The sequence below is a fragment of the Rhodanobacter sp. FW106-HT46G03 genome, assembly GCF_058789895.1.
In genome coordinates, this window is record NZ_JBYTCC010000001.1 from 1,139,457 (window position 1) to 1,157,730 (window position 18,274).

At 62.1% G+C, this 18,274-nt stretch carries 12 protein-coding genes; 6 read left to right on the plus strand and 6 right to left on the minus strand.

The features are described 5' to 3' along the window. Nucleotides 1-4: 4 nt before the first annotated feature. The 3 genes from AC3WP6_RS04780 to AC3WP6_RS04790 all read left to right on the plus strand — a co-directional run bounded on the left by AC3WP6_RS04780 (nucleotide 5) and on the right by AC3WP6_RS04790 (nucleotide 3,061). The gene (locus AC3WP6_RS04780; protein WP_492626652.1) at nucleotides 5-1,120 is read left to right on the plus strand and encodes a glycosyltransferase; all 1,116 of its coding nucleotides are present in this window, start codon (nucleotides 5-7) and stop codon (nucleotides 1,118-1,120) included. Nucleotides 1,121-1,171: 51 nt separating this feature from the next. Continuing rightward, nucleotides 1,172-1,813: a methyltransferase domain-containing protein gene (locus tag AC3WP6_RS04785; RefSeq protein WP_492626653.1), complete on the plus strand. Its 642-nt coding sequence runs from the start codon at nucleotides 1,172-1,174 to the stop codon at nucleotides 1,811-1,813. Between the two features lie 228 nt (nucleotides 1,814-2,041). Further along, a complete protein-coding gene (locus tag AC3WP6_RS04790; RefSeq protein WP_492626654.1) occupies nucleotides 2,042-3,061 on the plus strand; it encodes a glycosyltransferase family 4 protein in 1,020 nt (339 codons plus the stop codon). A 100-nt stretch (nucleotides 3,062-3,161) separates the two neighbouring features. On the opposite strand, the gene AC3WP6_RS04795 is transcribed toward AC3WP6_RS04790, so the two are convergent. The 6 genes from AC3WP6_RS04795 to AC3WP6_RS04820 all read right to left on the minus strand — a co-directional run bounded on the left by AC3WP6_RS04795 (nucleotide 3,162) and on the right by AC3WP6_RS04820 (nucleotide 10,478). Then, nucleotides 3,162-4,484 carry a lipopolysaccharide biosynthesis protein gene (locus tag AC3WP6_RS04795; protein WP_492626655.1) on the minus strand — a complete coding sequence of 441 codons (1,323 nt, stop codon included), beginning with the start codon at nucleotides 4,482-4,484 and terminating at the stop codon, nucleotides 3,162-3,164. Between the two features lie 424 nt (nucleotides 4,485-4,908). Continuing rightward, a complete protein-coding gene (locus AC3WP6_RS04800) occupies nucleotides 4,909-5,301 on the minus strand; it encodes a hypothetical protein (RefSeq protein WP_492626656.1) in 393 nt (130 codons plus the stop codon). A 51-nt stretch (nucleotides 5,302-5,352) separates the two neighbouring features. Further along, complete coding sequence (locus AC3WP6_RS04805; protein WP_492626657.1) at nucleotides 5,353-7,395, minus strand: tetratricopeptide repeat protein; 2,043 nt, start codon at nucleotides 7,393-7,395, stop codon at nucleotides 5,353-5,355. 56 nt (nucleotides 7,396-7,451) lie between these two features. Further along, nucleotides 7,452-9,404, minus strand: a complete 1,953-nt coding sequence (locus AC3WP6_RS04810; RefSeq protein ID WP_492626658.1) for a hypothetical protein — start codon at nucleotides 9,402-9,404, stop codon at nucleotides 7,452-7,454. 52 nt (nucleotides 9,405-9,456) lie between these two features. Further along, the gene (locus AC3WP6_RS04815; RefSeq protein ID WP_492626659.1) at nucleotides 9,457-9,903 is read right to left on the minus strand and encodes a pilin; all 447 of its coding nucleotides are present in this window, start codon (nucleotides 9,901-9,903) and stop codon (nucleotides 9,457-9,459) included. Between the two features lie 122 nt (nucleotides 9,904-10,025). Next, complete coding sequence (locus AC3WP6_RS04820; RefSeq protein WP_492626660.1) at nucleotides 10,026-10,478, minus strand: pilin; 453 nt, start codon at nucleotides 10,476-10,478, stop codon at nucleotides 10,026-10,028. Between the two features lie 520 nt (nucleotides 10,479-10,998). Here AC3WP6_RS04820 and AC3WP6_RS04825 point away from each other — a divergent pair. The 3 genes from AC3WP6_RS04825 to clpB all read left to right on the plus strand — a co-directional run bounded on the left by AC3WP6_RS04825 (nucleotide 10,999) and on the right by clpB (nucleotide 17,836). Then, nucleotides 10,999-13,146, plus strand: a complete 2,148-nt coding sequence (locus AC3WP6_RS04825; protein WP_492626661.1) for a dipeptidyl-peptidase 5 — start codon at nucleotides 10,999-11,001, stop codon at nucleotides 13,144-13,146. A 1,122-nt stretch (nucleotides 13,147-14,268) separates the two neighbouring features. Further along, on the plus strand, nucleotides 14,269-15,018 hold the full coding sequence (locus AC3WP6_RS04830; RefSeq protein WP_492626662.1) for a uracil-DNA glycosylase family protein: 750 nt from the start codon (nucleotides 14,269-14,271) through the stop codon (nucleotides 15,016-15,018). A gap of 226 nt (nucleotides 15,019-15,244) precedes the next feature. After that, entirely contained in the window at nucleotides 15,245-17,836 is a 2,592-nt protein-coding gene (clpB, locus tag AC3WP6_RS04835; protein ID WP_492626663.1) for an ATP-dependent chaperone ClpB, read from the plus strand. Nucleotides 17,837-18,274 lie beyond the last annotated feature (438 nt).

Sequence of the window (18,274 nt, forward strand, 5' to 3'; positions counted from 1 at the left end):
TCGCGTGACCGCGCGCGCCGACCGTCTGCTGTTGGTTCTGCCAAGCCTCGAGCGTGGCGGGGGTGAACACGTACTGCTGGAGCTGGCGCGCGCATTTGTCGCCGCAGGCCGGGAGGTGCACGTGGCGGCCCTGCTCGGTGGTGGTCCGTTGCGCAATCAGGTTCCTAGCGGTGTGACGCTGCACGAACTCATAGGCACAGACTATGTGGCTAAGGGTTTTGGTTTGGCGTGGCGAGCCTTTCCGAAATTGGTTTTGCTGGTGCGCACGCTTCGCCCCGACGCCGTGTTGAGCACCATCACTGGTACCAACCTGTTGACGGTGCTCGCGTGTATGCGCGCGCGTGCTGGCTCGCGGGTGGTTTTGCGAGAAGCATCCAGTTTGGTCAATGCACGCAGCGTGCTGAAGCGCGCGGCCATGCGCTGGCTGTATCGGCGTGTCGATGCGGTCGTGGCTGTCTCTACCGGCGTTGCGGAGGATTTGCGCCGTTTGGGTATTCCGGATGGGTGTATCCACGTGATCCACAATCCAGTGGATTGCCAGCGTTTGCGGCGACTGGCGGAGATCGGCCCTTCATTTCCGGAAGCGACTAAGGCCCCGTACATTATCGCGCTGGGACGCTTGACCGAAGCCAAAGACTATCCCTCTCTCCTGCAGGCTTATGCATCTAGCAAGTTGCGCTGGACGCATCGACTGGTGATTGTCGGAGGTGGCGAGCTGCTCGACCATCTGCACGACCTGGCACGTGAGCTGGGCGTTGCCGACCACGTTTTGCTGGCTGGAGAAATAGGCAACCCGTTTCGTGTACTTGCCGGTGCTGCGCTGCTGGTACTGTCCTCGCGTTGGGAAGGCTACCCGAACGTGTTGCTAGAGGCCTTGGCGTTGGGTGTACCGGTGGTGGCAACGGATTGCCCTCACGGCCCGCGCGAGATCTTAGATGATGGCCGCTATGGGCACCTAGTGCCATTAGGTGATGCAGAGGCCTTGGCCGCTGCGATGGACGTAGAGTTCCAACGGCCTGTACCTTGCCGATTTGACGTCTTGCTTGGCTTCCACAATCCTCGGATCATTGCGTCCAATTATTTAGGGCTACTGGATGGTGTAGGCGTTAAAACTGCATGACCAGGATTTCGGGTGGATCGTGCGTGCTGGCAACAATCACGGTGTTCCTATATGAGTTTGACTGATAAAAGTCGAGCGATCGAGCGTTTGCACCAGGGGCAATGCACGGCACTGGAGCTGGGTTGCGGTCCGCGCAAACGTCATGCTGGTGCAATTGGTATCGATAGGCTCGATTACGTCGGTGTGGATCTTGTTGGTGATGTTTTAGAAGCGTTGCGTTCTTTACCTTCTGCGTGCGTCCAATCCGTTTACGCTTACCACTTCTTCGAACACGTGGCGGACCTTCCGCCTCTGCTGGAAGAAGTAGCACGAGTATTAAGACCGAATGGTTGCCTTGATGTCGAGGTTCCTCATTTCGCAAATCCTTATTTTTATTCCGACCCGACACACGTTAAGTTTTTCGGTTTGTACACGTTTTCATACTTGTCAAAAGATGATCTTTTCCATCGCCGTGTACCACAGTATGGTCGCAGGCCTATTTTTGAACTGGTCGATGTAAGGCTGGATTTCGACTCGCCCTTCCTTCTTCGCGGAATGGTTAAGAGAGCGTTGGGTTCGTTATTTAACTTGACGCGCTGGTTACAAGAGTTTTACGAAGAAAACCTGTGTTATGTCTTCCCATGTTACCAACTGCATTTTAGTTTGCGCTGCCTACCGTTGGAGGACGGGAGGTTAATGAATAGGAGTGACTAAATATCCCATCATGGTTGGTGGACCTTTTTACCTGCCGACGGACGGAAAATGGCGTATAGGACGATAACGTTACTATGGGCTTAGTTTCGGTTCTCTTTTGTAGAGGCGATTGGGCGTGCAGTGGCTGATACTTGGTTCCCTGTTGAGGTACGGGACGGAGCGCAAATGCCTGTAAAAGTAAGGTTGTTATCGAAGTTTTCGCGATTTGGCGCAAGCTCGCGATTGCGCATGCTGCAGTACGTCCCGCATCTTTCCCACTTGGGCGTAACGGTGGATCACCGTCCATTATTGTCCGACATGTATGTGCGCGCGTTGTTCGCAGGGAGCCGATATCGGTCGCGGACTCTGGCCATGGTTGGTTATGCGAACCGTATTGCAGAGCTACAAACTTCTGCTGCGTATGACCTAGATTGGATTGAGGGCGAATTGCTGCCGTTCGTCCCCCGAATAATCGAGAAGGTACTTGCATGGAGGCGACGCCCATTCGTCGTGGAGTACGACGATGCGTTGTTCCACCGTTATGGACTATCCGCGAGTGCGGTCGTGCGCACGGCGCTTGGGCGTAAAATTGGCGCAGTTATGCGCGAGGCGACCTATGTGATCGCCGGCAATGATTACTTGGCAGAATACGCGCGACGTGCCGGGGCGGAGCGAATCGCTATCGTTCCGACGGTTGTAGATGCAGCTCGGTATGTGCCTAGAGCGCACTGTAATCGGGGGCGGTTGGTCATTGGTTGGATCGGCTCACCGGTAACTCAGCACTATCTCTATGAACTACGCGATGTGCTTCGAGAGATCTGTGCACGCCACGGGGCTGTTGTGATGTTGGTCGGTGCAAGCCCGGATGCCGCGAAACATCTTGTGGGTGTTCCTTTAGACTGCGTGGCATGGTCCGAGCACAACGAACCAGACCTCGTCGCCGCTATGGACGTCGGTATTATGCCCTTGCTCGATGGCCCTTGGGAGCGTGGCAAGTGCGGCTACAAACTGGTCCAGTATATGGCGTGCGGTTTGCCCGTTGTAGCATCTCCGGTGGGGGTGAATCCTGACCTTGTCGAATCCGGGGTGACTGGATTTCTTCCATCCGACCTTGGTGAATGGGTAAATGCTTTGTCGTCGTTGCTTGGTGATGCAGCGACCCGCACGCGAATGGGGGAGGCTGGCCGGCTTCGAGTTGAACGCGAGTTATGCGTGGATGTTCAAGCTCCACGGTTGGCCAGCATCATGCACGAAGTCGCCGGTCGATAGTTGGTCGTACCCGCATTCGGATGGCTGGGACCCCGGTCCGGTGGCGCACTGGATGTGGGGATTTCACATGGTGCACAACGGACGGAAGGGTGCCTAATCGTCACCCTTCCAATGTCGGTGCCGTTTGTCGCAGGATCACTGCGATCCCAACGGCGGCCATGGTCCATTCGGAGCACGCCAACGCTAGCGCCATGCCCAAGGTTCCATATCGTGCACTAAGCACGATGGCGGCTACGATCAGAACCGCCAATCCCGCAAGTTCGAATCCAACGCGTGTCCACGGCTTGCCAAGTGCCATCATCGTGGTTCCTGCGATCATACGAAGCGTTAAGCCGGGTACAACAATGCAAAGCCAGCGGATGTTCTGGCCCAACCCTTTATATTGTGCGCCGAACAGCCAGTCGAACAGCGGGGTTGTTAGCCATAGTATCGTGGCAACCAAGGATGCATATGCGGCACCTGCAGCCAGTATCCAGAGCAATAGCCTTCTGGTGTGCGCCGGTCTGTGTCGACCTTCCCGGAATAGTCGTGGCAGTGCCGCGCTCATCATTGCGTTGACCGGTAAGGTGCTGGCTACGATGATGCGAGTGCCGACTGCGTAGATGCCTGCAGAGGCCAGCGGTAGCAACTTGGCAGCTAGCGTTTTGTCGAGCTCGCCTGGACCGCTGGCGGTAATGGCCAGCGCGGCGTAACCGACAGTACTTCGAAACTCGGCCATGCGTGGCGCGCGCCACTGCTTGGGGCTGGGCCAAGCAGCCGGGAAGGTTCTTATAGCCAGTACCAGTGCTGCCAATGAGATCAATGGGTAGACTGTGGCGTACGCATTGAGAGGATCGGCGGGATGCGCTAGCACGATGCAACCGGCGGCCACGAGACGTAGCATCAACGGCAATGTTCTCAGCAGTTGTGACCGCGCGATGCGCCCGAGGCCGTGATGCTCGTAGACAGTGAGTGTGAACAGCGGTTGCAGTAGCAGCTCAGTGGCCCCGATGGCCAATAAGACCGACAAGCTAATGCCCGGGATGCGCAATGCCAGTAGGGAAATGGCAAAAAATACGCCCAGGAGTAGGGTTCCGAAGGCAAGCGTAGTCGGAATTGCGTACGCCAAAACCTCGCCGCGTTGCGACGCGTCCTTTGCCACTTCACCGAGCAGCACGATGTGGGTACCGAAGGTCGCAAACGTTCCGAGCAACACCGCGAGCGCAGCTACCCCTGCGAACGCACCGAACCGGTTTGGACCAAGCATTCCTGCGACCAAAAGCAGTGTGCCGGCCTGTACCAAGAGGTAAAGACCCAATGCGAGGGTAGTACGCATTGTGCCGCGCGCGATCGAGCCTTTGGGCATGGTTTTACGGCGAGTTACGCTGTCGGCAGCGTTTGGGGGCCAATTCAACCCCGACGTTTTTGCAGCGCGATGGATCATCGCCGCAGATCAATCCACCATCTGAAATCACCCGTGTGTGCGTGACCGTGGATATGTTTGCAAGATTGGCCAAGTCGATATCCCTACCTGCCATTGTGTCTAACCCACGAGTAGGTTTAAATAATGGCAGTTGGTCGAATGGTCGGTCATGCCAAATGCCCGAGTCAATGTTGTTGTTTGAGCACTGTGCTGGCATACCGAAGCCGCTGCAGGGGTAGACCGCCAGCTGATCCGGTAGGTGCTTGCGCGGCACGCTCAAAACTGGGGGTAGGTTGCCTTTAAGCGATCTGATCCCGGCTTCCTGTTGGTCACGCCACATCGGCATAAACCTCGTCGATGGAAAGTCTTGCACCCGGCCATGTCAGCGCTATCTCGCCTTGATCCACGTAGCCCACAAGCCACTCATTGTTGCACCGGTACACCTTCATACGCCGTGACTCCCGCCCTGCGCGCATGTGGGCGTGTGGCTGGTATGTGTCTGGTAAGCGGGCAGTTTCTTGTGGCGGTCGATGTGAGCGACGGAGAGATTGCTCACCTTTGCCAACGGGCAAACGGAACGACTGAAACAAACGTCATTGTCGTTGCGTGCGTGCAACAGCAAGTTTGAGTGGTAGAAGATAGTTTTGCCACCGATCTCCAACCATAACTTCATGCCCGACGTGAACGACTTGCAAGGTTTGCGTCGTGCTGACGGAGCAAGTGCTATCGCATTGACCGTCAAACCCTGCGTGCGGCTTGCATCTGTCAACACACACGATAGCCCGTTGGGGTGCTCATCGACGCTGACCAGTATCTTGGGCGAGATCGATGCGAACATGGCCGGCTCCTCTATCGGTGCGAGAGTGAAGTTTACATCGCGGCCAAAGTGCTATTTCCTATGGGGCGTCGTACGTTGGTCGCTGTCTCCCCGCAGCAAAGCCGCCACCTCCGCAATGTCGCGGTCGAGCCGCCCGCCAATGTTGAGTGCTTGCAGTGCGTGCAGCTGGCCTGCAACTTCGTCGTAACGCCCTTGCGCCGCCAGCATGCGGGCCAGGGTGATGTGGTAGGCGGGTTCTTGTGGTCGGGTGGCTGCGGCACCGGCGGTCATGTGCTCGCCCAATACGTGATCGCCCAGCACGTTCCACGCGTATTCCCCGTACATAGCTTGCAGGCGGGCGCTGGGATGGGGGTGGGCGAGGGCGGCTTCGAAGGCAGCGGTCATGCGGTCGGTTGGCAGCGGGCACTGCTTGGTTTGCGCGCAATGCGCCAGCGCGCCCAATGAGCTTTCATCCTGCACACCCGGTTTGCGCACTTTGAGCTTGGCAATCAGGCTGTCCCACCACTGGCTTTTCAGCGGCAGCCCCATGCGCGAGTTCATGAAGATCAGCGCCTGCTGCGGCAGGATCGACGATTCGGGAAAGCTGGCTGCGCGCTCCAGTGGCGCGTAGGCCGCCTGCGTATAGGGTGAGGTGGGGTCGTAGTGGGAGTAGACGATGTAGGTGCGCCCCAGCTCGTATTGGGCGCGCGGCGAGTCAGGTGCACGCTCGGCGAGGGTTTGCGCAAGGCGTAGCGGTTCACCCCACGCCCAAGCGGTTTTTGCGGTCAGCCCGCCCCACCACGCGAACAGGCAGGCGAGCAGCACGAGTTTGGCGAAGCGGCCGAACGCGGCGGTGCGTGTTTTTGATGGTTGGCGCCACCAGCCGGAGAGCCACGGCACCACCACCAGCATCAATCCCAAGCTCGCAAAATAGTTGCGGTGCTCGTACACCAGCTCCAGCGGGATCACGGTGCCGGTGAGCAACTGACATGCGAGAAACCAGGCAATGCCGAGCGCGGCCAATGGGTGGCGCCGGCGCAGCACGGGCACACAGGCGATCAATGCGCTGATGCCGACCAGCGCGGGCAACGTCGTCCACGGCACCAGCAGACTTTTCGAAATGGGAAACTGGTCGTGATAGAACGACAGCGCGTGCGGGGTGGGTAGCAGCGTCCACCAGACGTAATCGCACACCGCGCGCGCTTCGCTCAGCAGGCGTTGCCCCAGGGCGAAATCCCGGGTGGCCCAGTTGGCCGCGGATAGCACCTGGGGCAGCAGCCAGACCAGCCCAACGATCAGCGGCAACGCCAATACCGCCACAAACAATCCAATCACGCGACGGTCCGGTCCAGCTTGCACCGTGTCGGTTCGCCGAAAGCGGAAAACGATCCACTCCACGAGGAATGCGTACAACGGCAGCATCACTGCGGTTTCTTTGGTGGTAAGGCCAAGGACGGTGCCGCCGATCAGGCTGGCCACGCCAAGCAGAAACCCATGGCGTGGCGCGGCGCTCAATGACTTGCGGCGCCCGGCCACATACCCGATCAACCCCAGCAACACGAACACGTTCGCCATGCTCTCCTCGCGCTGCACCACGTACAGCACGGCGGTGAGGTTGATCGGCAGTAGCAGCCACGCTGTTGTTACCAGCGCAGCGACGACTCCGATGCGTGTGCGTGATGCGCCCTGCGCAAAATCACCCTTCGAAGGAGCAGCCTCCGCCGCGACTGCCTTGGCAGAAGCGGCTTTGGGGGGGCGAGAGGTCGCGGTGAGCAGCATCCTGGCCAACACGAACACCGCCACGCCATTCAGCAGATGCACCACAAGGTTGAACAGCTTCCACCCGAACGGGTGCAGCCCGCCTGCGAGGTAGTTGGCGGCAAAGCTCAGCGACGCCAATGGCCGTTTGAACTCACTGGCCGGTGAGGAAAGCGCCGCGCGCACCAAGGCCGGCACGCTGGCTGCATGAGGCTGCACGCCTGGGTTCTCGACAATGTTGGGGTAGTCGTCGAACAACCAACTGCCGGAAAGGCCCGGCGAGTAGGCCGTAGCGGTGGCAAGCAGCACAATCAGCAGCAGCCAGTGAAGCCGGTGCGCCCTTGGGGGAATGCTCATGTGGCTCAAGTAGGAGACCGAAAGTCTCTATTTTGCGGCATACCGCATGACTTGGGTCAGTCCGTCTTACCCGCCCGCGTACTGGTTGATTGCAGCTGCAAGCTTTCGATCTGGGAGATATCCGCCGCGTTGATTGCACGGTCATTGACCAGCAGTCGGCGTAACAGCGGCAACCTGCTGTAGCTGGTGTTGCGGAGCACGGCGATGGCTTGGCCGTACAGTCCGGCGCTAACCAGATACTTGGCTTCCATGCGGGGGATATTGGCATTCGGGTCGTTCTGGTAGGTGGCCTGAAGTTCGTGGATCGCCAGGTCGAGGTTGCCTTGGCCGACCGCCCAGTAGTGCTTCTGGTAGTGCAGATATCCCGCCGCGACGCCATTGTTGCGGTAAGCGGGATTGGCTAACAGGGCATCGTTGAGTTTCAGCCAGCTCTGGGGTGTGAGAGCGGGACATTGCCCGTCGTCGGCGAGCAGACGCATTGGTTCCATGCCTTCCATGCCGCCCTGATCGAAGTGGATCGTCAGCAAGCGTGCGTCTAGACGATCCAGATCGGCTTGGGTGAGGCTGCCCAGCTTGCATTGGACGAAGACTTGATTTATGGCCAGCGAGGCATTGTTCGGGTGTCGCCGTGCTGCGTGGTTGAGCACTTGCATTGCCGCATTCAACTGACCGTGCTTGTAGAGCCGTTCGGCGAGGTAGGTCTGCGCACGCGCGGAGTCAGGCTGGTTGTGGGCCCAGGTCAGCGCCAAGCTGTCCTCAGAGGTGTACGCGCGGGCACTCAGCCAAGTGGTGAAGCCACAAGCCAGCAACCACGCGCCACCCAGCACGCGAGCCATGCGTTGCAGCCGGCCTTGGGGAAAGCGCGCTACCGCCAGTGCCAGAGCCAACATGGGGCCAACCAGCGGCACGTAGTTACGATGCTCGAAATACAGTTCGAGTGTGATCGTGGAGCTTTCCAGTATCTGGCCGCCCAGATACCAGAGCACGGCCAGCGCGAACAGCGGCCAGCGGCGCAACCCGGCCAAGGCGGCGACCAGGGCGCTGAGCAGGATGAGCAGCGACGGCAAGGTCGTCCATGGCGAAAGCAGGCTGCGTGAAACGGTGTAGCCGTCGTGATAAAGGCCGTAGTGGCCGAAGTGCGGCAGGAAGATCTTGTACAAGTAATTGAACAGGATCCGCGGCTCGGTAAGCAGCCGCTGCCCCACGGTGAAGTCACGGGTGCCTTGGTGCCCCCATTCGGCGGGCAGAATCCACAGCAGGAAGCAGAGCACGAACAATACGACCGGCCAGATCAGCAGCCGTCGCAGCCAAGCAAGCGGTAGCGGTAATTGCCGCACTTCCGCACGCAGTACGGTTGCATCCAGCACCAATGCATACAGCGGCAATAGCACACCGTTCTCTTTGCTCAGGAAGGCCAGCAGCATGCATGCGCCGAGCCCCAGCGTCATCCAGGCGCCGCGGCGCCAAGTGGGTAGCGTGTTTTCCAGCAGGCCACGCAGATAAGCCAGCATACCCAGCAGGGTAAACATGGCCATCAGGAGGGTCATGCGTTGCACGATCAGCACTACGCCAGAGAGCTGGATCGGGTTCAGCAGCCACGCCGCCGCAGCGAGGATGGCGACCAGGTCGGCGCGGCGCTCGAACGCACCTGAACTTGCCAAGTTGGATAACCACCGGGGCGCGACGCGTCGAACCAAGGCGAACACCAGCACGCCGTTGAGTAGGTGGACACCTACGTTGACCAGCCGGAACGGGAACGGGTGATCCGGCCAAGAAGCCTTCTGCAGCAGGAAACTCAGCATGGCCACCGGTCGGCCGGGAAATTGACGCGGCTGGGACAGGTAGATGCCCAAGTCGCGCCAGCTCAAGACGTGGCTGATGCTGGACAATGCAGCAAGGTTGGGGAAGTCGTCGAACAGGAACGGGCCGTGCATGGCCGGCCAGTACACTAGGGTGCAGACGAACAACAATGCGGCTAGCCATAGCCATCTGTACTTCATCATCGGCATGCGATCAACCAAGGATCAGTCAATGGCGCAGTATGCCGGAATGCGTCTGATATCACCGGCAGGTTTGCGGCAGATATTCCGCTGCAACGGTGCTGGTGCAGGACCACTGCGTGGCACCGCCGTTACGCACGGGATTCATGGTGAATACCACCTGCTTACCGCTCACTGAGGCCGTCACGCTGCTGCTCCGCATCAGGGCAGTGATGACGCACGAGCCGCCCGAGGAAGTGACATTCACACTGGCGACGTAGTGACCCGAATAGCTCGCCGCGTTGCTGGCGAGCCCATCGCCAGGTGTGCCCACGGTCGGACACGCGCCAGTCTGGCCGTAGTAATCCAGCACATCGTTCTTCAGGCCCGCAGTGACAGTGAATGCTTCGCTGAGCTGAGCTTTGCTGACGGATTTGGCGTAGGCCGTGATGGCCAGGCTGACCAGAATGGCAATGATGGCAACGACAACCATCAACTCGATCAACGTGAACCCCTGCGAACGTTTCATGCGGCTCCCCCCAGTTACTCATACGAACCAGCAAGTTTCAGACCAAGCCTCGTGCCCGACAGGCAAAAGAAAGGCCCCTCCGCGGAGGGGCCTTGATGCCTGGTTGCAACGCGCCGAAACGATTAACGGCAGGCGTCCGGTTTGTACTTGTCAGCAACCGCGCTGGTGCATTTCCAACTGAACGTGCCGCCATTGTCGGTGCCGTTGAAAACGACAGTCGCACTCACCAGCTGCTTAGCAACCGATGCTGCCTTGAAGGTTACGGTGATCGGGCAGAGCGTACCGGCAGTGGTGCTGGTGCCCACGGAGGCAGAGGCAACGTACTTGCCTGCGTAGCTGGCAACGTTGGATGCCAAACCACTGCCGGCTGTACCAACCTGCGGGCAGGTACCGTTCTGAGTGTAGAACTCCTGGATCGGGGTTTTCAGGCCGTCAGCCACTGTCTGCGACTCGGTGAACTGCGACTTGGTGATGTAGTCCTGATACGCCGGAATCGCAATCGCCGCCAAGATCGCGATGATCGCGACCACGATCATCAATTCGATCAGGGTGAAGCCTTTTTGCAGGTTCTTCATGATAGTTCCTCTTAACGGTTAGCTAACGTTGTGGCCCCCTGGGTTCCGGCCCCGATACCCCCTAGGCGGGATCGAACCCCTCACACGACTTGGTCAGGAACGACCAGGAAGCTGGCGTATGCGAAGCACTGAGCATGCCACCGCAACCCCTTGCATATTGCCGCATCTTTCACGATACACGTGGTGTGCACGCGGTCACGAAAGCCGACATGCGGTGAGAATCGGTCGTGTCGGTGACGGTGGACCAAGTGTGCTGGGTGTTATTGGTGCCTTCCGCTTAACGTCACTTTGTGACCTTTTACGGCAAGTTGTGGCAGGCGGTTGGTTCGTAATGCTGGGTCGAAGAGGCAAGAGGTGTTGAAGAGCACGGGCGGAGTGGATGGAGTCAGGGTGCTGCTTTTACCCAGCAACGCTTTGCCTTACGGCCCGGAAGTGATACTCCGCCCCCGTTCCTCCCTTCGCTTGCACCTGCCGCCTCCGCTGTTTACCGTGCCCCATTCATTTCAATGGGGAACGGACCATGAGCAAAACCCTGACCACGGCGTTGCTGCTGGCCATGGCGGCAGCGCCGGCGCTGGCGGCGGAGGTGCCGACGGTGGCGCCGGTGGATACCGCGATCACGCTGGATACCGCGCCGCATCCGTTCAATGTGCGCGACCTGGTGATGCTGCAGCGGGTGTCCGACCCGCAGCTTTCGCCGGATGGGCGCTATGCGGCATTCACCGTGCGCAGCACCGATTACGCGGCGAACAAGGGTGTGACCGCGCTGGCGGTGCTCGATCTTGCGCACGGCGGTGAACCGGTGACGGTGGTGAAGACCGGCGTTTCCTCCCCGCGCTGGGCGCCGGACGGGCGCAGTCTTTATTATGTGGCGCCGGTGAAGGACGTGGCGCAGTTGTGGCGGGTGGATTTTGCCGACGCCAAGGGCGCGCTCGATCTGGCCACGGCGAAAGCCCCGGTGCAGGTGAGCCACGGCGTGCTCGATCTGCAGGCGTACAAGCTGTCGCCGGACGGCAAGAGCGTGCTGCTCTCCTACGCGGCGTTCCGCGAGTGCACCACGCTGGCGTGCAGCAAGGCGCGCGCGGACAAGCGCGCGGCGGACAAGACCACCGGCACGCTTTACAAGAAACTCTTCGTACGCCACTGGGATACCTGGGCCGACGGCACGCGCAATCAGCTCTATCTCGGTCGTTTCGGCGCGAATGGCGAGCTGCCGGCGGAGCCGGTGCTGCTCTCGCGCGGGATCGACGGCGACATCCCGAGCAAGCCGTTTGGCGACGACAGCGAGTTCGCGTTTTCGCCGGATGGCAAGACGGTGTATTTCGGCGTGCGCATTGCCGGCGTGAGCGAGCCGTGGTCGACCAATTTCGACATCTACCAGGTGTCGGTCGACGGCAACGCGGCGCCGGTGAACCTCACCGCGGAAAACAAGGCCTGGGACGCCTACCCAGTGCCCTCGCCGGATGGCAAGACGCTGTACTACCTGGCGATGAAGGTGCCCGGTTTCGAGGCGGACCGCTTCGGCATCATGGCGCTGGATCTTGCCACCGGCGCCAAGCGCGAAGTCGACCCCAAGTGGGATCGCTCGCCCGGCAGCATGAGCATATCCGCCGATGGCAAGACGCTCTACGTCACCACCGACGACGAGGGCCAGCACCCGCTTTTTGCGGTGGATGCGGCCAGCGGCGCGGTGCGCAAGCTGGTGAGCGATGGCGCGGTCGGCGGCTACTCCATGGCCGGCTCGCGCGTGCTCTTGGCGCGCAACGACCTCAAGCGCCCGAACGACCTGTACACCGTGGATGCCGACGGCAAGGCGCTCAAGCAGGTGACGCATTACAACGCGTCGATGCTTGCCAACGCGCACGAGGGCGATGCGGAGTTCTTCACCTTCAAGGGCTGGAACCACGAAACCGTGCAGGGCTACGTGGTGAAGCCGGTAGGCTACCAGGCTGGCAAGACCTACCCGGTCGCGTTCATTATCCACGGCGGCCCGCAGGGGGCGATGACCAACAGTTGGAGCTATCGCTGGAACCCGCAGACCTACGCGGGCCAGGGCTTTGCGGTGGTCACCATCAACTTCCACGGTTCCACCGGCTACGGCCAGGCGTTCACCGATTCGATCTCCGGCGATTGGGGCGGCAAGCCGCTGGAGGATCTGAAACTCGGCTGGAAGGCCGCGCTGGCGAAGTACTCGTTCCTCGACGGCAACCGAGCCTGCGCGCTTGGGGCGAGCTACGGCGGCTACATGACGTATTGGATCGCCGGCGTGTGGAACGGCCCGTGGAAATGCTTCGTCGACCACGATGGCGTGTTCGACGCCCGCTCGATGTATTACTCCACCGAGGAGCTGTGGTTCGAGGAGCGCGAGCACGGCGGCACGCAGTACGACGTGCCGGCCAACTACGAGAAGTTCAACCCGATCGACCACGTGAAGGACTGGCGCGTGCCGATGCTGGTGATCCACTCGGAGAAGGATTTCCGCATCCCGTTGGCGCAGGGCCTTGGCGCTTTCACCGCGCTGCAGCGCCGCGGCATCCCCAGCGAGTTCCTCACCTTCCCGGACGAAAACCACTGGGTGCTGAAGCCGCACAACAGCGTGCTGTGGCACGACACGGTGAACGCGTGGCTGAAGCAGTGGACGGCGGCGCCGGCCGCGGCTTCGAAGTGATGCTGGTTGGCTGAGGGGTGGGCCTCATTTCGGTTGCATCCGGGTGGGGCTCGTCTTTGGCTGGGTCACATCGGGGCGCGGGTTTTGTGGTTGGCGCGCATCAGAGTGGTTTCGTGCGGGCCAGCGCGGGGCGCGGCACTAGAGCGGTTTCGAACGCCCTTTGGGCGTCCGAGCTACTTTTCTCTGAATGGCCAGAGAAAAGTAGCCAAAAGAGAAGCCACCCCGATGGCGCGCCCTCCGGGCATCCTGCCCTGCGGGTGCGCGGGTGGGCTGCGGGGTTTTCCGACGGCACCTCCGTGTGCCGGCGGAAAACTGGCCCGCCTCCCTGCGGGCCATCCTGCGGACTATCCGCAGCCCACCCGCCGCGCCATAGGGGCCCCGAAGAGCAGGCGCGCGTCTGCGCGCCCGAAGCAGAGCAGCCGCGTACTACCAACTGTAGGGGCCCGCTCGCGGGCGATACTTTTCGCAAGAAGCATCGCCCGCTAGCGGGCTCCTACAACAAACCCGCAGCGCCGCGGCACCGCAGTGCTGTGGCCGTTGCCGTTGCTGTTGCCTCTGGCGCGCACGATGCGCGCCGCTCTTCCGGGGGCCCCTCGGCGGCGGTGAGGCGGGGTCGGAAAAGCCGCGCAGCGGGCGAGGCCAGGGATGGCCTCGCCTTTTCGCGCGGGCACGATGCCCGCTCGAAAAGCCCGGCCCCGCCTCACGGACTTTTTGCCCACGGATGGGCAAAAAGCGCCGCCGCGGGGTGCCGTTTCTCTTTGGCTACTTTCTCTTTGGGCAAGCAAAGAGAAAGTAGCTCGCGCGCCCAAAGGGCGCACGAAACCGCTCTGATGCCGCGCCCGCCGCTGGCACCGCACGACACCGCTCTGATGCCACGCCCCGCGCTGGCCCCACACGAAACCGCTCTAGTGCGGCGCGTCGCGCTGGCCCCACACGAAACCGCTCTGGTGCCGCGCCCACCGCCGGCTCCACACGAAACCGCTCTAATGCCGCGCGTCGCGCTGATGCCACGCGAACCGCTCTGACGCCGCGCGTCGCTCTGGCGCCACACGACACCTCTCCAGTGCCGCCCCCACCGCCAAACCCGCGGCGTCATCGCCGCGCGGAGTAAGGTGGTGGATCGTGTTCCATCCATTCCGTTCGCGCATGCCCACCACGTTACCGATCATCCGCATCACCCGCCGCTTGGCGCGTGACATGCAGGCGCTCGACCTGCACACCCCCTCCCACGTCTACAACCCGCTCCGGTACGCGTGGGACGGGCACCATCAATACCTCGACCGCTACGGCGCGCCGAAAGGGCGCGTGTTGCTGGTGGGCATGAATCCGGGGCCGTGGGGCATGGCGCAGACCGGGGTGCCGTTCGGCGACGTCATCATGGTGCGCGACTGGTTCCACATCGACATGCAGCTCGCGCGCACGCTGCCGGCGCAGCACCCGAAATATCCGATTCTCGGCATGGCCTGCCACCGCGGCGAAGGCAGCGGCTCGCGCGTGTGGCGCTGGGCGCGGGACCGGCTTGGCCCGCCGGAGGCGTTTTTCGAGCGCTTTTTCGTCTGGAACTACTGCCCGCTGCTGTTCCTGAAAGACGGCCGCAACCTGATCCCCGAAAAGCTGACGCGCGCGGAGCACGATGCGCTGACGGTCGCCTGCGACCACGCATTGAAATCCGTGGTGCGCGCGCTGGAACCGCAGGCGGTCGTCGGCATTGGCCGCTACGCCGAGCGCCGCATCAACGAGGTGCTCGGGATCACTGCGGACTATCTGCCGCACCCCAGCCCGGCCAATCCCAAGGCCAACAAGGAGTGGCCGGCGATGGCCGAGGAAGCGCTCAAGCCGTGGTTGCCGCGGGGCCGGGTTCGGGCCGGCTGAGAGGTGATCGGTGGGTGGTTTTTCGCGCTGCCTTCATGCGGCAGGGAGATGTATTGGCGGGCCACTGGCGCGCGTACCGATGAAGACCGGAAGCGGGTGCCGGGGCAGGGAGATGAGCTGACTCGGGGCCGTGGGTGGGTGCCGCGCAGCTTGAATCGTTTGCGGCCGTCCACATCTCCCTCGCAGTGGCGGCGGTGCCGCCAAACCTTGTGATGGGGATCGCCCGATGCGGATGGACAAACTCACTTCGCGTTTCCAGCAGGCGCTGGCCGACGCGCAGTCGCTGGCCGTGGGCCGCGACCACAACATTCTCGAACCGGTGCACGTGATGGCGGCGCTGCTTGACCAGCAGGGCGGCTCCACGGTGCCGCTGCTGGCGCATGCCGGCGTGGACGTGCAGGGGCTGCGGCAGAAGCTCGACGCCCTTCTTGGCCGGCTGCCGACCGTGCGCGGGCAGGAAGGCGACATCAGCCTTGGCAACGACCTGAACCGCGTGCTCAACCTCACCGACAAGCTGGCGCAGCAGCGCGGCGACCAGTTCATCGCCAGCGAGCTGTTCGTGCTGGCGGCGCTGGAGGATCGCGGCGAGCTGGGGCAGGCGTTGAAAGCCAGCGGCGCGAACAAGGCCAACATCGAGGCGGCGATCGAGCAGGTGCGCGGCGGCGAGAAGGTGCAGAGCGAGAACGCCGAGGATTCACGCCAGGCGCTGCAGAAATACTGCATCGACCTCACCGCGCGCGCCGAGAGCGGCAAGCTCGATCCGGTAATCGGCCGTGACGAGGAGATTCGCCGCACCGTCCAGGTGCTGCAGCGGCGCACCAAGAACAACCCGGTGCTGATCGGCGAGCCCGGCGTGGGCAAGACCGCCATCGTCGAAGGCCTGGCCCAGCGCATCATCAAGGACGAGGTGCCGGAAGGCTTGCGCGGCCGCCGCGTGCTGGCGCTCGACATGGGCGCGCTGATTGCCGGCGCCAAGTTCCGTGGTGAGTTCGAGGAGCGGCTGAAAGCGGTGCTCAAGGACCTCGCCAAGAACGAAGGCCAGATCATTCTGTTCATCGACGAGCTGCACACCATGGTCGGCGCCGGCAAGGGCGAGGGCGCGATGGATGCCGGCAACATGCTCAAGCCCGCGCTCGCGCGCGGCGAACTGCACTGCATCGGCGCGACCACACTGGATGAATACCGCAAGTACATCGAGAAGGACGCCGCGCTGGAGCGCCGGTTCCAGAAGGTGTTTGTCGGCGAGCCGAGCGTGGAGGACACCATCGCCATCCTGCGCGGCCTGAAAGAGCGCTACGCCGTGCACCACGGCGTGGAGATCACCGACCCCGCGATCGTCGCCGCCGCGACGCTTTCCAACCGCTACATCAGCGACCGCCAGCTGCCCGACAAGGCCATCGACCTGATGGACGAGGCGGCCAGCCGCATCCGCATGGAGATCGACTCCAAACCGGAGGAGCTCGACCGTCTCGAACGCAAGCTGATCCAGTTGAAAATCCAGCGCGAGATGCTGAAAAAGGAGCACGACGCGGAGTCGAAGCAGCGCCTGGCCGATCTCGAAAGCGAGATCAGCAAGGGCGAGCGCGAGTTTTCGGATTTGAACGAGGTATGGAAATCCGAAAAGGCCGCGATGCAGGGCACGACCAAGGTCAAGGAGCGCATCGCGCAGGCTCAGCTCGACCTCGAAACCGCGCAGCGCAAGCAGGATTACACCAGGATGAGCGAGATCCAGTACGGCGAACTGCCCGCGCTGGAGAAGCAGCTTGCCGCCGCGCAGGATGCCGAGCACCGCGATTTCAAGCTGGTGCAGACGCGCGTGACGGCGGACGAGATTGCCGAAGTCGTGGCGCGCGCCACCGGCATCCCGGTCGCCAAGATGCTCGAAGGCGAGCGCGACAAGCTGCTGCACATGGAGGCCGACTTGCACAAGCGCGTCGTCGGCCAGGACGAGGCCGTGCGCGCGGTGAGCGACGCCGTGCGGCGTGCGCGCGCCGGGTTGTCCGATCCGCACCGGCCGAGTGGCTCGTTCCTGTTCCTCGGCCCCACCGGCGTCGGCAAGACCGAGCTGTGCAAGGCGCTGGCGGAGTTCCTGTTCGACAGCACCGACGCGATGGTGCGCATCGACATGAGCGAGTTCATGGAGAAGCACTCCGTCTCGCGCTTGGTCGGTGCGCCTCCGGGCTACGTCGGCTACGAGGAAGGCGGGTACCTCACCGAAGCGGTGCGCCGTCGGCCGTACAGCGTGATTTTGCTGGACGAGGTGGAGAAGGCGCACCCGGACGTGTTCAACATCCTGCTGCAGGTGCTGGACGACGGCCGCCTGACCGACGGCCAGGGCCGCACGGTGGATTTCCGCAACACCGTCATCGTGATGACCTCCAACCTGGGCTCCAACCTGATCCAGGAGCTGGCCAGCGAAGGCGACGATGCCGAGGCCGAGTACACCAAGATGAAGGCCGCCGTGCTCGGCGTGGTGCAAACTCATTTCCGCCCGGAGTTCATCAACCGGCTGGACGAGCTGGTGGTGTTCCGCCCGCTGGGCAAGGCACAGATCCGCGCCATCGCCCGCATCCAGTTGGCTTACCTGGAATCGCGCCTGGCCGAGCGGCAGTTGAAACTGCAGGTGGAAGACGGCGCCCTCGACCTGCTCGCCAACGTCGGCTTCGACCCGGTGTACGGCGCTCGCCCGCTCAAGCGCGCGATCCAGCAACAGCTCGAAAACCCGCTGGCCAAGGAAATCCTCGAAGGCAAATTCCTCGCCGGCGAAACCATCGTGGTGGATGCCGCGAGCGGACGATTGGTGTTTCGCAAGCGGTGATGCGTTGGGCGGCCCCGGCAATGGCTGAGGCCGCCCAACGCTGGCTTGATCTGCCGGGTACCGGGTGAGGGACTGGTCGAGATGAATCCGCCCCGCGACGAATATTGGCGGCGTAGGGAGGGTTTGCGCCTACTGGTGCTTGCCGGGCGAGTGCGAACCCAAAGCTGTTTGTGGAGGGCACCCCAGTCTCGAGCATGCTTCGATGGGCGCTGTCGGCGTGTCCGTAGCCTCGTGTCGTGCCCGCAACGCCTGCTTCTGGTGCGCACGATGCGCGCCGCTTTTCCCGGGGCCCCTCGGCGGCGGTGAGGCGGGGTCGGAAAAGCCGCGCAGCGGGCGAGGCCAGGGATGGCCTCGCCTTTTCGCGCGGGCACGATGCCCGCTCGAAAAGCCCGGCCCCGCCTCACGGACTTTCCGTCCATGGAAGGACGGAAAGCGCCG